12 protein-coding genes and 2 tRNA genes are annotated in these 15,665 nt (G+C 41.6%); 3 read left to right on the forward strand and 11 right to left on the reverse strand.

Annotation, left to right across the window (positions count from 1 at the left end; genetic code table 11):
• Positions 1–115: 115 nt before the first annotated feature.
• Together Q9312_RS03355 and Q9312_RS03360 are read right to left on the reverse strand one after the other, a co-directional pair.
• The gene (locus Q9312_RS03355) at positions 116–790 is read right to left on the reverse strand and encodes a response regulator transcription factor (protein ID WP_309203134.1); all 675 of its coding nucleotides are present in this window, start codon (positions 788–790) and stop codon (positions 116–118) included.
• Between the two features lie 20 nt (positions 791–810).
• Positions 811–1,077, reverse strand: a complete 267-nt coding sequence (locus Q9312_RS03360) for a PepSY domain-containing protein (RefSeq protein ID WP_309203135.1) — start codon at positions 1,075–1,077, stop codon at positions 811–813.
• Between the two features lie 184 nt (positions 1,078–1,261).
• On the opposite strand from Q9312_RS03360, the gene Q9312_RS03365 reads away from it, so the two are divergent.
• The gene (locus Q9312_RS03365) at positions 1,262–2,389 is read left to right on the forward strand and encodes a GNAT family N-acetyltransferase (protein WP_309203136.1); all 1,128 of its coding nucleotides are present in this window, start codon (positions 1,262–1,264) and stop codon (positions 2,387–2,389) included.
• A 61-nt stretch (positions 2,390–2,450) separates the two neighbouring features.
• Here Q9312_RS03365 and Q9312_RS03370 read toward each other — a convergent pair whose 3' ends face one another.
• Positions 2,451–3,839, reverse strand: a complete 1,389-nt coding sequence (locus tag Q9312_RS03370) for an aminoacyl-tRNA deacylase and HDOD domain-containing protein (RefSeq protein WP_309203137.1) — start codon at positions 3,837–3,839, stop codon at positions 2,451–2,453.
• A 142-nt stretch (positions 3,840–3,981) separates the two neighbouring features.
• Positions 3,982–5,445: a DNA recombination protein RmuC gene (locus tag Q9312_RS03375; RefSeq protein ID WP_309203138.1), complete on the reverse strand. Its 1,464-nt coding sequence runs from the start codon at positions 5,443–5,445 to the stop codon at positions 3,982–3,984.
• Between the two features lie 707 nt (positions 5,446–6,152).
• Here Q9312_RS03375 and Q9312_RS03380 point away from each other — a divergent pair.
• The gene (locus tag Q9312_RS03380; RefSeq protein ID WP_309203139.1) at positions 6,153–6,791 is read left to right on the forward strand and encodes a hypothetical protein; all 639 of its coding nucleotides are present in this window, start codon (positions 6,153–6,155) and stop codon (positions 6,789–6,791) included.
• A gap of 508 nt (positions 6,792–7,299) precedes the next feature.
• Here the strand turns inward: Q9312_RS03380 and Q9312_RS03385 are convergent.
• The 7 genes from Q9312_RS03385 to Q9312_RS03415 all read right to left on the reverse strand — a co-directional run bounded on the left by Q9312_RS03385 (position 7,300) and on the right by Q9312_RS03415 (position 13,018).
• A tRNA-Arg gene (locus tag Q9312_RS03385) sits at positions 7,300–7,376 on the reverse strand.
• Positions 7,377–7,514: 138 nt separating this feature from the next.
• Positions 7,515–7,606, reverse strand: a tRNA-Ser gene (locus Q9312_RS03390).
• 56 nt (positions 7,607–7,662) lie between these two features.
• Entirely contained in the window at positions 7,663–7,854 is a 192-nt protein-coding gene (csrA, locus tag Q9312_RS03395; protein ID WP_309203140.1) for a carbon storage regulator CsrA, read from the reverse strand.
• Between the two features lie 429 nt (positions 7,855–8,283).
• Complete coding sequence (gene alaS, locus Q9312_RS03400; protein ID WP_309204544.1) at positions 8,284–10,878, reverse strand: alanine--tRNA ligase; 2,595 nt, start codon at positions 10,876–10,878, stop codon at positions 8,284–8,286.
• Between the two features lie 12 nt (positions 10,879–10,890).
• On the reverse strand, positions 10,891–11,367 hold the full coding sequence (gene recX / locus Q9312_RS03405; RefSeq protein ID WP_309203141.1) for a recombination regulator RecX: 477 nt from the start codon (positions 11,365–11,367) through the stop codon (positions 10,891–10,893).
• Entirely contained in the window at positions 11,351–12,388 is a 1,038-nt protein-coding gene (gene recA / locus Q9312_RS03410; protein ID WP_309203142.1) for a recombinase RecA, read from the reverse strand. Before recA ends, recX begins: the two co-directional genes overlap by 17 nt.
• Positions 12,389–12,532: 144 nt before the next feature.
• Positions 12,533–13,018, reverse strand: a complete 486-nt coding sequence (locus tag Q9312_RS03415; RefSeq protein ID WP_309203143.1) for a CinA family protein — start codon at positions 13,016–13,018, stop codon at positions 12,533–12,535.
• 66 nt (positions 13,019–13,084) lie between these two features.
• Here Q9312_RS03415 and mutS point away from each other — a divergent pair, with 66 nt between their 5' ends.
• On the forward strand, positions 13,085–15,664 hold the full coding sequence (gene mutS, locus Q9312_RS03420) for a DNA mismatch repair protein MutS (RefSeq protein WP_309203144.1): 2,580 nt from the start codon (positions 13,085–13,087) through the stop codon (positions 15,662–15,664).
• The last annotated feature ends 1 nt before the right edge of the window (position 15,665 follow it).

Here is a 15,665-nt window from a genome sequence, read left to right on the forward strand (position 1 = left end):
TCAAGCTATTATCGAATGCTCGCTCTAAAAAATAAGCAACTCCGCTGGCTAAAAAAATCAACGAGAAAAAGGAGACCAGTGTCAGTCTAAGTTTGAAAGAATAGCGCATGGGTAGTTATAAATTCGGGTTTATTCGGTACCCTCGCCCTCTTAATGTTTCTATGGGAGACAATTGACCATCCGGGTCCAACTTTTTTCTTAGTCTTCGAACAAACACTTCAAGTACATTACTGTCTTTGTCATGATCTTGCTCATAGAGATGCTCGGTCAGTTCAGTTTTACTAACAACCTTGTCTGGATTCATCATTAGGTATTCCAAGACCTTATATTCATAGGCCGTTAACTCTAGCTCTTCACCGTGCATGCGAATTTGCTTATTATTCGAGTTCAACTCTATTGGTCCACGCGAAATGATAGGGGTAGCAAATCCTGACGATCGACGCAGCAACGCATTAACTCGAGCGAGCAACTCTTCGATCTGAAAGGGTTTTACCAAATAATCGTCAGCACCGCGGGACAAACCGTCGACTTTCTCTTGCCATCGAGAGCGCGCCGTTAATATTAATATGGGAAAAGAATGGTCTGCCTCACGGATTTTTGAAATAAGATCCAAACCATTAAGTTTTGGGAGGCCGATATCAATTATTGCCATGTCTAATGGATACTCGGTGGCAAAATAAAGGCCATCTTCGCCATCAAACGCTTGGTCAACGGCATAACCTTCTTTGTTAAGAGCTTTCTTTAATTGCTCTTGGATTGCTGCTTCGTCTTCTACTATGAGTACTTTCATAAATCAGTCCAATTCAACGACTAGTCCACTTTGATAACTTGACCTTTGCAACCATCGACCAAAATGGTTCGCACACGTCCATTTTCTAATAAAACTTTCACCCGGTATACTACGGTATCACCGCGTTTTGAACGGCTGGCTGACAAAGCTTTTCCTTTAATCGCTGACTGCGCAATCGAAACAGCTTGAGCCTTCGAAATATTTTCACAAGCCGCTTTATTCTCTGCTGCCCATAGAAAAGAGCCAGTGAATATTAAAAAGCTTAATAATATAGATTTATTAACCATTTACCTCTCGCAATCGACTGATTTCTTTCGATATTTAAGTTATCCGCATCTTGCATTAGCAATATAAATTTGTCAATTTAGCCTCACTGGTGTTCACTCCTTGAAACTCAGGCAACCTATCACTCATACTAGACAGAAATCACTATATATCAACTATGCTGACAGTGTAATCGTTGGAAACTGAATGCAATCTGAACCGATAAATTTTAAACACCGCTTTAGCGATCTAGAAGCATTGGTTGAAAAAACTGATGGAAATACATGTCCTTTTTACACACCGAGCTTCTTTGAAGCGTTAGAAGAGTCAGGCTCAACGATCAAGGCAAGAGGTTGGCAAGCTCACCACTACTACAACCCGCAGCACTCGTTGGTAATTCCTGGCTACCTTAAAGATCATTCCTATGGAGAGTTTATTTTTGACTGGTCCATTGCAGACGCAATAATGCAGGCTGGTTACGCCTACTACCCAAAGTGGGTAAGCCAACTTCCATTTACACCCATTTCGATGAGTAGCCCAGCTTTCCATGCTCAGTCGAGTACTTCTCATGACAATCTCCGACAGTCAGTGGAAACCTTACTAGAGTCCTTAGGTAAACAGTCGATTTTGACTGCTCAATTTCTATACCCGCATCAAGCGCTATCAGACGTTCTAGAGCCATTATGCATAGCACGGCAATCTATTCAGTTTGAATGGGAAAATAACCAGTATCAATCGTTTGATGATTTTTTAAGCGATTTAAGCCAAAAACGCGCAAAAGAAGTTCGACGCGAAAGACGAAAGATTCAAAGCCTTGATTTACAATTCGACTGGAAAAATGGCGATCACTTGACACCAACCGTCATTGATCAGTTTGTGCCTTTTTATCAGCGAACTTATATGAAACGCTCAGGGCATTATGGTTATCTTAACCAAGAGTTTTTTCAACGCTGGCTGACACTCAACAAAAACCAAGTACATTTACTGTTCGCCTATGAGGGAGAGCAACCTGTTGCTGCTGCGTTATTTCTAAGCGACAACTCAACTTTGTTTGGCAGATACTATGGAAGTATTTTAGACGATCAAGGCTTACATTTTGAATGTTGTTACTATCGCGGAATAGAGCTAGCAATCAAGAAAGGCTTGCAGCGATTTAACCCAGGGGTTCAAGGAGAGCACAAAGTACGTCGAGGGTTTAGGCCTTACAAACTTACCTCTTATTACCGTTACTTTAACGCCGCACTCGAAAAACAAATTGGTCGGCTATTCAAGCAAGAAGAGACAGAGCTTGATGATTACCTTAATTATTTAAATCAACGCCTTCCCTTTCGTTAAAAACAGTACTAATGAATGTCAGTAAACGTTAGTCACACATCACTTATGCAACCAACCGGAGCTATGCAACCAACTGGCGAGACATAAGATCGAGAGATTCACGCTCTTCAAGTAGCTGATCAAAACTTGTATTAACCTGCTCTTCATCAAGTTCGAGCAGTTCTAGGGTTGATTGAGGTAATCGTCGAGCGGTTTCATCTCCCATCTCTATTCTCTTTAACAATCGATTCGACAGTAACACCAAATTCGAATACACCGCATGTTTGCTCCAAAACTCTTCTTGATGGTGCCAGCGCACAGCAACGATTAATTCATCGGGCATATGCCAGTTTTTCATTAGCCAAGCACCAATCTCTTGATGGGTGACGCCCATTACAAAATGCTCAATGTCTTCGAGTCTAATCCCAGGGTTCGCTTCAATATATGAGTTAATGAGATTAAACTGCGGAGGAAATAAATGACCCAGAAGTAAATGCCCGAAATTATGCAAAAGACCCGCTAAATAGGCTAATCCTCTCTCTGGCCGTTGCTTAGGAGGAATCATCAAACACAATTTCTCGACCAAACTTGCTGAGTACACCGCTTGCCGCCAAAATGCTTGAATGCCCAATGGGCCGTTCTCTGGCACATTCAACGATTTACCAATTGATATTCCCAAAGCAAGATTCATCACCAAGTCAAAACCTAACACTCGTGATATAGCGGTTTCGACGGAATCAATCGTCCCTTTATAACCATAATAAGGTGAGCTAGCCCAGCTAATTATTTGCGCTGCAAGACTGGGATCACGCATAACTATAGCCCCTAATTTTTTCGCATCGGCGCTGGGGTCGACTCGCAATCTCATAATTTCTTGCGCAATATCAGGCATTGCTGGCAGGTCAAAAGTTTCATCAATGCGCTGTTTAATTCGAATAGGTGTAAATTGATTGACGGTTTCCGTCACATCTTGTTGGGCACTTTTACGCGAATACAGCTTGTCATCGCCACAGGCAAAAGATAGACGCTCACATGCTGCTAACAGTTTATGGAGAGATTCTTTTGATAACTTTACTAACTGAGCATCTTTTTCAGTGTAGATATACGCCTGTTCTAGGTGAAAAACCGACTCGTCAATAAGGCCGATTAGATTGAGTAGATCCGGGAGCACTGGCAATTTATGCTTTGAAAAGCGGCTCAAAACTGGGTCTCCGCCTTGCTCGGTCACAACGGTAAATTCTTTATTTTCAATTCGCTTTAATACTTCAAAATCAAGAAGATAACTGGCTGGTAAAACGGCTAGATAACGTACCCCTGCTGCCGTCATCATTACGCCTCTTAGAATCTGAGATTGCTCGATTGTGTGTTCACCATCGGTAAATTGACCGCGTTCATTCTTAGTCAATTCGACGGTAGAAAAATCAATAGCTTGATCAGACAAGTACTTAGAAACAGATGAAGGGTTGCCCACGAACTTCTCCGGTATTTATTACATCACTTTAAATATAGCTAATCTCAGTAAGATTGCAGAAATTAACCAAGACATTTTGCTTAATAATTTGCCTAATAATAGACATCATCGCACAAGCACTTATTTTTATTTATTAATGAGATTATTTTAATAACTCAGGTTGATCTTCTTCTGGCAGATCGACCTTCTCAATCTTCCGGAATCGACTGGTTATCTTTTGCGCAGACGTATTGATTTGGTCGACATCTTTACTCACTTGTCCTATATGCTTTGAAAGATTGTCCATTCTGGTCTTGAATCGACCAAAGTCTTCGGAAAGGTAACCCAAGTGCTCTTGAATGATATGAACTTGTTTACGGGTCGCTTCATCTTTTATCACAGCGCTGGCCGTGGTTAAGATAGCCATCATAGTCGTTGGCGAGACCATCCATACTTTTTCTTTATGCGCCAATTCAACCAAATCAGGAAAGTGACCGTGAATTTCTGCAAAAACAGCTTCTGCAGGTATAAACATCATTGCACCATTGGCCGTTTCGCCTTCAATAATGTATTTCTCTTTAATATCTTTAATATGCTTTTTTATATCTTGCTTGAATTGTCGTGAAGCGGTCGACCTATCGGCATCTGACGTCTCAAAATCAGTCATCTTTTGATAGGCTTCTAAAGGAAACTTTGCATCAATGACGACATGCCCTGTCGGATCAGGTAAAAACAAAATGCAGTCAGCTATTTTATCATTCGATAGTTTATGCTGAATCGAAAAGTTGGCTTCAGGCAATACATTTCTGACCAATGCATTGAGTTGAATTTCGCCGAACGCACCACGCGAACGTTTGTCGGCCAAAACTTGTTGCAAGCTTACGACGTTAGAAGACAGTTCGGTAATTTTCTTCTGAGCATCATCAATTAATGCTAATCGCTTTAATACATCGTTAAAAGTTTGAGTCGTCTTTTCAAAGCCATCACTTAAACGTTTTTCTACCTGTCCGCTGATATCTTTTAACCGTTCGTCCGTTGATTTTGTTAGCTCTCCCATTCCTTTTAATAAATTATCTGAGTTATTCGTTAACGTTTGGGTTAATTCCGCACGAATATCTTTGATAGATTTTCGCAGCTCTTCTATCAATTGGTTCCGCAATTCTAGCTGGGTTTTTGCACTTGTCTGTTCAATCGTCGTTAACGCATTTAGAATATTTTCTTTAAACTCAACGAGACTTTGTTGCTGAGAAAATCGGCTGTCAGAAAGCTTTTGTGCAACATCTAATTTATTTTGCTCAAGTTTTTCGGCGACCTTCGATTCAAAACCGTTTTGCTGAAGTAATAAAGCTTCTTTTAACTGATTAATAGATGAAATGAGCTCCGAGCGTATTTCGACAAACGCCTTATCGGTTTTCGATTGTGCTTCGGCGAATCGGTCAATTTGAAATTCCCGTAGCGACGTTATTGCTGATGCTACCTGGGTATCATGTTGGTCTCGAGCAGAGATCAATTTAAGCAGTGCTTTTTGCTGCAATAAAACCCTTAAAATGACGACCAAGGACACAATCAACAATGCGAGTATTGATACGATAATATAGTCTGAATACTGATTCAAAATGTCCAACATTAAGCGACAACCTGACAATCTAATAAGTCGTAATAGTTAATGCATAGTATCTGCTTAAGTAGCATTCGGCAACGTTCTTTAGTGCCCAACGTTGTACGAGGATCTTCAAGAAGGAAAGGGCCTTCAAAAATCATTATTCCCTAGCTTATTGCTCCTCAATGCATAGCTGATGTTCATCATATCTTATTGATTTTTAAGTACATATGTTAAGTAAACAGGAAATATACAGGTAAAACAAACAAATAAACCTTAATCGTGGGCGCACCTGTACATAAATCAACCAACAAAGTAAATATCATTGTTATTCAGCTGTATGCGCGTAATGAAAGGACATAAGTTTTCAAGTTACGCTCACAACAAGTTCGAATAATGAGATTAAACATAAAAAAACAGTGACTTATATCAGCAGTTCCAGTAAATGTAATTGAAAGTAACTTCCAACGAATTAAGTATCGAAGCCGCTATTACTAGCACTTAATTTAAATTAGGAGATATTAAAATGAAAAACAAAACTATTGGACTTGTACTAACAACAGTATTAGCTTTCAGCGCATCTATTAGCTACGCTGCGACTGCAAAATGTTACCGCTCAACCTCAGGTGTTGAAATCTGCTTCGTGAGCGATGATGCTATGCCTTCATGTAAAGTTGTTACCTTTCCACGATAATTAAACTTGGCCGCATTTGCGGCCTTTCAGGTATAAATATATGAACAAAGTTAACTTTCTCTTTTTTCTACTTGGCTGCGTGGCAACGTCAGTAATCTTTTTTACTTTTTCATCAATCAACTCTGTACCTACCATTCAGAGCTCAATTTCAAATATCGACTGTAAAATTGACGATAAAGAGTTAAAAGGCATCTCTGAAAGCCTAGAAGAGACAAAAACACTAGCTGGAAGTAAGCAAACAGCACCCTCGCCCTCCAGTAAAGTAAATACTTCTTTACCTGACAACAATAAAGTCGATGAATTTTCTTCAAGCATCGATAGAATTGATGCTGACTCTTTAGACGCTCCTACAGTGAGTGCGAATGCAATAAAAAGTGTCTTTGACGATGAAACAAGGGAATCTGCTTGGGCCAATATTAAAGAAAGTAGTATAAACGAAATTATTTTTAGTCCAGAATTTAGTCAACAATTTACTTCATCAAATGTTGAGTGCAAAGCTTCTACTTGTAAATTCCATTTAAATGTCGACTCACCAGAAAAAATAATAGAAGGAATTACCAGCTTTGCCGGCTTAAGTATTCAAAATCCAGAACTGGCGGTACTGGAGATCGCAACTAACAATGATTTAAAGAATAATTCTACCGTTATTTACTTGATCGATAGAAGCAAACACGATTAATTGAATTATCCGATGGCTCATTGAATATGAGCCATACTCAAGAATCTGCATCAAGTCCTCTGCTTAACGACCAATGAGCTTTTTTTTATTTTCGACTATTGAATCGTAAGGCATAATTCCCCAAGCGAAATTAAAGCCTACGTATAGCCCTCTTTCGAGTACTTCATAGAGAACTATCAAGATAATAGATCCCACTGTAAACAATCCCAATAGCTGTGAAAATGCGATTGGAATTAACCCAAAAGCCAATAACTCTCTCGGTTAAATTGTAACTCTGGGACTCTTAGTTGTTGCTATTCTTGTTTCTATCAACTTCGATCTATTCTTCTGTTGATGATTCCGGGTACAAATCTACTTATTTGTGCGGTGTTTCGAAAGATAACCATTTCGAGAGATAAATGACTCAGGAGCATTTAAGACAATAATAAAAAGTCTCGGATATAAAAAAACCGCAAACACAAAGTGCTTGCGGTTTTCGCTTCAACATCAAAAATGTTGATTTCGTATTTGGCGCGCACGGAAGGATTCGAACCTCCGACCGCCTGGTTCGTAGCCAGGTACTCTATCCAGCTGAGCTACGTGCGCGTCGTTTTCCCTCTCTCGAGAGGGGCGCTATTATGATGTTGTGATTTTGTCTTGTCAACAAAATAATGAACTCATTTTTAATAGCGCAATGGTTGCTGAAATCTTACTAAAAATCTTAACAAAACGATAAAAAGTAAGTGGCGGAGAGAGAGGGATTCGAACCCTCGATACGGGATAAACCGTATACTCCCTTAGCAGGGGAGCGCCTTCAGCCGCTCGGCCATCTCTCCTCTCAGCGGCGGCAAATATTACCTTATTAAAATTAAATTGCAACCCTTAATCGAACTTATTCGTCTGAATTTCCAGACATTTCTTTTTCACGCTGAATTCTTAGGTAAATTTCTTCGCGGTGAACAGAAACTTCTTTGGGTGCATTCACACCAATTCGCACTTGATTACCTTTAACACCGAGAACAGTAACGGTCACTTCGTCACCAATCATCAGTGTTTCACCAACACGTCTTGTTAAAATTAACATCCTAACTCTCCTTATTGACTCCCTAGCGACAGGGAAAATTACAGCACTTGATATGAGGCGCCGCATTATAACAGTAAGTTACTAACTTGTTGATAGTTTCATCAGTTCCAATATGTAACGGTTAGTAAGCGGCTAAAAATCGTGCAGAAAACGCGTATTCGAAGAGTTTTGCTCAAGAAGATAGAACCTGAGTACTTTATACAGCGAATCCCTGCTTTTAAATATGTCAGTTAAATCATAGAGCCTTTTATCGTAGGCTTGCCAATTAATTTGGATGGCAGTGCTCATAGAGCTCTACGGTTACTATTTATTTACGCTTAAGTATAGAACACAGATTCACTCGCGAAAACTTTATTAGTTTTGCCAGTGAATCTGATGAAATTATCCATTAATAATCAATAAGTTAAAAAGCCAACCTAATGTAATACTTTACAGTAGTTCAGCCACTAATCCTTCTGCTGAGGCAATGGCTTTGTCTAGATTCTCGGGGTTCGAGCCTCCCGCTTGAGCCATATCTGGACGGCCGCCTCCTTTTCCACCAACCTGCTCTGCTAATTGCTTAACAATATCACCCGCTTTAATGCTTTGGGTGAGATCTTTGGTTACGCCAACAATCAAGTTTGCTTTACCATCATTCTCGACACCTAAAACGACTACACCGGACTGAAGCTTGTTTTTGAGTTGATCTAGCAGGTCGCGTAGTGACTTAACTTCTACGCCTTCTAGTTTCTTAGCAATCAGCTTAATACCTTTAACTTCGACGGCTTCATTGACTAGCTCAGAGCCTTGATTTGCAGCAAGTTTGCTTTGAAGTTGTATCAAGCTCTTCTCAAGCTCCTTACCTCGATTAATCAAAGCGTCTACTTTTTCTTCAAGCTTTGCTGGTTCGGCTCTTAATTTAGCTGACAAGGTGTTGAGCATATTTTGTTGTTTTTGAACATAATCAAGAGCGACTAAACCGGCAACGGCTTCGACCCGTCGAACTCCGGACGCGATCCCCTGCTCTTGTACAATTTTGAAAAAACCGATATCCCCAGTTTTATCAACATGAGTACCACCACACAACTCGACTGAGAAAGGACCCATGGTCAAAACACGGACTTCGTCGCCATACTTTTCACCGAACAACGCCATGGCTCCATGTGACTTTGCTTGATCCATTGTCATGATTTCAGCGGTAACGGAATGGTTCTTAATGATTTCTTCGTTTACTCGACGCTCCACAGCCTCGAGTTGTTCAGCAGTCATTGCCTCTGGATGCGAAAAATCGAATCGTAAGCGGTGTTCATCGACCAATGACCCCTTTTGAACAACATGCTCACCTAAAATTTCACGTAAAGCAGCGTGAATTAAATGCGTTGCCGAGTGATGTTTTGCAGTGGCAGATCGTTTCGCAGTATCTACTGTGAACTGTGCTTCTTGCCCTGCCTGAATCGAACCAGAAACAACCTCAACCTGATGAGCAAACGCATTATTTACTTTAACGGTATCGAGCACCCGAGCGGTGCCAGTTGCTGTAGAAATTTCACCTTGATCGCCTGCTTGTCCACCTGATTCAGCATAAAAGCAAGTGGTTTGAGTCAGTAGCAAGCCTTTGTTTCCTTCTGCTAATGTGTTTACCGGATTATCATCAAGGTACAAACCAGCAATTTCAGCGGAGTTTTCTAATGCCGAATAACCCACGAACTCGGTGGTTAAATCAATGTCTAAATTATCGTTGTAATCTTTTCCGAACTGCCCTGCCGCTTGAGACTGCTTTTTTTGTTCTGCCATTAATTTTTCGAAGCCAGACTCATCAATCGTCAACTCTTTTTCTCGAGCAATATCAGCGGTTAAATCAACAGGAAAACCATAAGTATCGTACAACTTAAAAACGGTTTCGCCAGAAATTTGCGTGCCCTTTAGGTTCTCTAAGTCCTGCTCGAGTATTTTCATACCATTGTCGAGGGTTCTTGCGAATTGTTCTTCTTCTCGTAAGATGGTTTGTTCTATGACCGAGAGTTTTTCCTTCAACTCTGGATAAGCTCCACCCATTTGTTGTGCCAGCGCAGCGACAACCTTATAAAAGAAAGCTTCTTGTGCGCCCAGTTTATGGCCGTGTCGAATTGCACGACGCATAATACGTCTTAACACATAACCTCGACCTTCGTTTCCAGGTACGACGCCATCAATAATTAAAAAGGCCGTCGATCGAATATGGTCGGCTATCACGCGTAATGATTTATTATTATGATCCGTGACTTTGAGAATATCCGCAATTGACTTGATCAAGTCATCAAATAGATCAATTTCATAATTACTATGAACATTCTGCATCACAGCAGCGATACGCTCTAACCCCATGCCTGTATCAACAGACGGTGTTGGCAAAGGCTCCATGGTTCCATCTTTCTTGCGATTAAATTGCATAAAGACGAGGTTCCAAATTTCTATGTATCTGTCACCGTCTTCTTCTGGTGATCCAGGCGGACCTCCTGCAACGTCTTCCCCATGATCGTAAAAAATCTCTGAGCAAGGTCCACAGGGACCAGTATCGCCCATCGACCAATAGTTATCTTTTTCTCCTAGACGAGAAAAGCGAGTTTGGTCTATGCCAATTTTATTAAACCAAATGTCTTCTGCTTCTTGATCATCTTTATAAACAGTAACCCACAACTTTTCTGCAGGAAGCTGCAATTCTTTGGTCAAAAAGTCCCATGCAAACTCTATCGCTTCTTGCTTGAAATAATCGCCAAAACTGAAGTTACCTAACATTTCGAAAAATGTGTGATGACGTGCTGTGTAGCCGACATTATCTAAATCATTATGTTTTCCACCAGCTCGAACACAGCGCTGTGACGAGGTTGCTCGCTTGTAATCTCGCTTATCAGTACCTAAAAAGCAGTCTTTAAAAGGGACCATCCCTGCATTGGTAAACAGTAACGTGGGATCGTTAGCTGGAATCAGAGAGGCACTGGCAACGCGTCGATGTGCTCTTTGCTCAAAATACCCCAGAAATGCTTCCCGGATCTCGTTACTGGACATAAACTTCATGATTCACCCTGTGCTCTGTTCTTCAAGTTGGAAAACGGCTTCTATTTGCTCACTGCTGAAGCCTCGATACATCAAAAACCTTATTTGTTTTGCCTTTTCTGGCCAATCGGCTGGGAGAACCCGAAACTTCTTCGTCCATACCTGACGCGCTAGCTCAACCCAGTCAGACTCAATGGTTTCAAATCCTTGCTCAATTGTCGAGTGAGCAATACCTTTTTGTGATAATTCTATACGAATTTTGATTGGGCCATGACCGGACTGAATTCTATGACGAATCCACGACTCGGTAAATCGAAAATCACTTTGCCAGCCTTTTTCGACCAAAGCATCTAAAGACTCGATGATTTCGTCTTTCGCAAAGCCTTTATGGGTTAACTTTTGAACAAGTTCTTGGTAGGAGTGCTCACGACGAGCGAGCAGTGATATTGCTCGCTCTCGCGCAGAGTCTTTGGGTTTGGATGGGTTAAACTTCCTCCGCAACCTCTTCAGCCTCTGTTGATTTTGCATTTTTGCTAGGAAGTAGTTTTTCTCTCAGCTGCTTCTCTAGGTTACTGGCCATTTCTTCGTTTTCTTTTAAGAAGTTTATGACATTCATTTTACCCTGGCCAATACGTTCGCCGTTGTAGCTGTACCAAGCTCCTGACTTCTCAACCAAGCCTTCTTTCACGCCGAGGTCAATAAGCTCACCTTGCAATGAGCTACCTTCACCGTACATGATCTGAAATTCAGCCTGACGAAATGGAGGAGCTACTTTATTTTTAACCACTTTAACCCGAGTTTCGTTGCCAACCACTTCATCGCCTTGCTTGATAGAGCCGGTGCGGCGAATATCTAGTCGAATCGAAGAGTAGAACTTCAGTGCATTTCCGCCTGTGGTTGTCTCTGGAGACCCGAACATTACGCCAATTTTCATACGGATTTGATTGATGAAAATAACAACACAATTGGCACGTTGAATATTCGCAGTTAACTTACGCAATGCTTGTGACATCAATCGAGCTTGAAGCCCCATATGAGAATCACCCATCTCACCCTCAATTTCAGCTTTAGGAGTCAAGGCTGCTACCGAGTCGACAACAATAATATCAACAGCACTTGAGCGGACCAACATATCGGTAATTTCAAGTGCCTGCTCACCCGTGTCTGGCTGAGATACTAGAAGATCATCTAAGTTAACACCAAGCTTCTCGGCATAAACAGGGTCAAGTGCATGTTCTGCATCGACAAACGCTGCGGTACCACCATTTTTTTGACAATTTGCGACGGCTTGAAGAGCAATGGTTGTTTTCCCTGAAGACTCAGGGCCATACACTTCGATAATACGTCCTTTAGGAAATCCGCCAACGCCAAGCGCTAAATCGAGACCAAGTGAGCCAGATGAAATGACTTCAAAATCACGTGCAGCTCCAGCATCACCCATGCGCATTATTGAGCCTTTTCCGAATTGACGCTCTATTTGAGAAAGTGCTGCGCCAAGCGCTTTTTTCTTGCTGTCTTCCATCGTTATCTCTCCAAAATTTTGATTCTTTTCTAGTTGGAGCGATTATTCCATATAACTACTCAGATGACTAGTCCTTTTCATCAATGAATTTGCAGCGAACAGCGGTTTCTTGCAAGCTAGAAACTACATTAAGATCATTTTCTATTAATTTTCAGCAAGTTGGATAAGGATCTTAAGAGCCTCTCTAACCGTAGAGATTCGGATATTTTCTCTGGTTCCAGAAAAGTGAAAGGCTTGACTACTGGTAATTTGTTCAGCAGCAGCCCACCCTATCCAAACTAAACCGACAGGCTTTTCTTTGCTACCGCCAGTTGGTCCGGCAATCCCACTTACCGAAATCGCAACATCGGCCGCCGAGCGATTAAGAGCGCCATTAGCCATGGCTTCAACGACTGGCTTAGATACGGCACCATGCTCAATTAAAATGCGTTCTTCCACATCTAGCATACGCATCTTGGCTTGATTACTGTAGGTCACAAATCCACTGTCAAAAATTGCTGAGCTACCCGCTAGATCGGTTAGGCTTTTTGCAATCCAGCCTCCGGTGCAGGATTCTGCAGTAGCGATCATCCAGTTTTTTGACTGATAAAGCGACGCTAAGCGTTGATTCAATTTTAATAGTTCATCCATTAAATTCTCCCATCAATAACCATCTTTTCCTAGAGATTGCTGACTCGCTTAAGTACAATTCGCCTCATGAAGACATCAAGCAAAAACATCGTAGACGATTTAAAAGCGCATACACCGATGATGCGCCAGTACCTTAGCATAAAAGCTGCGCATGCCGATCAGCTTTTGTTCTATCGTATGGGCGACTTCTACGAGCTATTTTTTAATGACGCCGTCCGAGCCTCCGAGCTTCTCGATATCACGCTTACCAAGCGAGGACAAACCGCAGGTGAACCCATACCAATGGCAGGCGTTCCATATCACGCTGTCGATAATTATTTATCACGACTTTTAAAGCTTGGTGAGTCGGTTGCAATCTGCGAACAAGTCGGTGATCCGGCGACTTCTAAAGGTCCTGTAGAGCGTAAAGTTTTACGCATTTTAACTCCTGGTACCGTCAGCGACGAAAGTCTGCTAGCCCATGACAGTGTTCAATTTTTAGCAGCGGTTTGTGAGAACAAAAACATCTTTGGACTAGCTTGGTTAGATCTCGCTGGCGGACAGTTCTGGGTGAGTGAGTATTTCAGTGAAGAAGAGCTACACAGTGAGCTTGCACGATTACAGCCAGCTGAGCTTCTAATGTCTGAACAGTCTAAATTGAATATTAGCCATTCATGCTTGCGAGCGTTACCACCCTATTACTTCGCCATTGAAGAAAATGCACAATCGCTTTGCCGAAAACTTAAGGTAAACAGCTTGGCCTCTTTTGGGTGTGAGTCGTTTACCGCCGCTATCGGTGCTGCTGGTGCGGTATTGGAGTACGCAGAAGAAACACAACGTTCACAACTTCCGCACATTCAACGTATCAGTCCATTTTTTAATCAAGACGCGATAAGATTAGATTCTGCGACACGTCGAAACTTAGAGCTCACCAAGAACCTTCAAGGCGGCGATGAAAATACGTTACTTTCAATCATTGACTCAACTCGTTCAGCTATGGGTCTGCGATTATTGAAGCGCTGGTTGCACCAACCCTTAGCCTCAGTAGAAGAAGTTTCTAAGCGCCATCAAATTGTTGCTGAGCTATTAGATGTGGGTATAGAAGAGCTTCGAGATTATTTAAAATCCATCAGTGACTTTGAACGAATTGCAACTCGAATCGCTCTAGCCTCAGCCAGACCTAGAGATCTCGTACGACTTCGTAGCAGTTTGATTTATGTTCAAGAAATAAAGGAGTTCATGCTTAAAAGCCAGTGCTCTTCTTTGATGAACATTGCCGCACAAATAAGAGACTTTACCGAGTTATCTGAGAAGCTTGACCAAGCCGTGATCGATGAGCCACCGGTTACCATTCGCGATGGAGGCGTGATCAAAGAAGGCTTTAATAGCGACTTAGATCATCTACGAAACTTGTCGAATAACGCCGATCAGTTTCTTGTTGATTTAGAACTGAAAGAGAAAAAAGAAACGGGATTGTCGTCGCTTAAAGTGGGCTACAACAAAGTGCATGGCTTTTATATTGAAATATCAAAATCGCAAAGCAATTCCGCGCCTGATCACTTTATTCGTCGACAGACTTTAAAAAATGTTGAACGCTTTATTTCACCAGAACTCAAAGAGTATGAAGAAACCGTTCTTACTGCTCGATCAAAAGCGCTTGCTTTAGAAAAAGATATTTACCAGCAGTTAATAGTCGAACTACAACCCTATACTTCGCAACTGCATGACGCTGCTCAGCGAGTTTCTGAAATTGACGTATTGCAAAGCTTCGCTCAGAGCGCCATTGCATTCAATTACTGCCGTCCGGAGTTTATTGACGACAAACAGATCATTATATCTGGAGGGAGACATCCAGTTGTTGAACAATCGGTCTCACCCTTTATTGATAACCCAATACAACTCGATAAGCATCAACGAACTCAAATCATCACTGGCCCAAATATGGGCGGTAAATCAACCTACATGCGCCAAACCGCTTTAATCGTTCTTATGGCTTACATAGGAAGCTATGTGCCAGCGACTACCGCCAAGATTGGTCCAATCGATCGAATATTTACTCGCATCGGCGCCTCTGATGATTTAGCTTCGGGTCGCTCCACTTTCATGGTTGAAATGACCGAAACAGCTTACATATTGAATAATGCAACGCCTAATAGTTTAGTTTTACTTGATGAAATTGGTCGCGGAACTTCGACTTTTGACGGACTTTCGTTAGCATGGGCCATTGCCGAGCATATCCATCAACAAATCGGTTGCTTTACTTTATTCGCAACCCACTATTTCGAAATGACTGATTTTCCGATGCAATTTTCGGGAGCAGAAAACTTTCATTTTGGCGCACAGGAATATGGCGACGAACTGGTTCTAGAACACAGTATTGTGTCCGGCGCAGCCAATCAAAGCTTTGGCATTCAAGTTGCCAAACTTGCCGGATTACCTACTCAAATTATAGAGGCAGCCAAGTTCCAACTAAACAAACTTGAACACTCTTCAACTGATACAAAATTATCAGTGACACCAACTGAAAAAATAAAGTCAAATTTAGACGCTGCCCTTAAACAGCAATTTTTCGACCAAATTCGTTGCCTTGAGGTTGACTCACTGAGTCCCAAGCAAGCATTAGATGTTTTATATCAATGGCAACAACAACTCACCAATATGGAGTAAC

Origin of the sequence: Pleionea litopenaei, assembly GCF_031198435.1 — a bacterium.
Classification (GTDB): domain Bacteria; phylum Pseudomonadota; class Gammaproteobacteria; order Enterobacterales; family Kangiellaceae; genus Pleionea; species Pleionea litopenaei.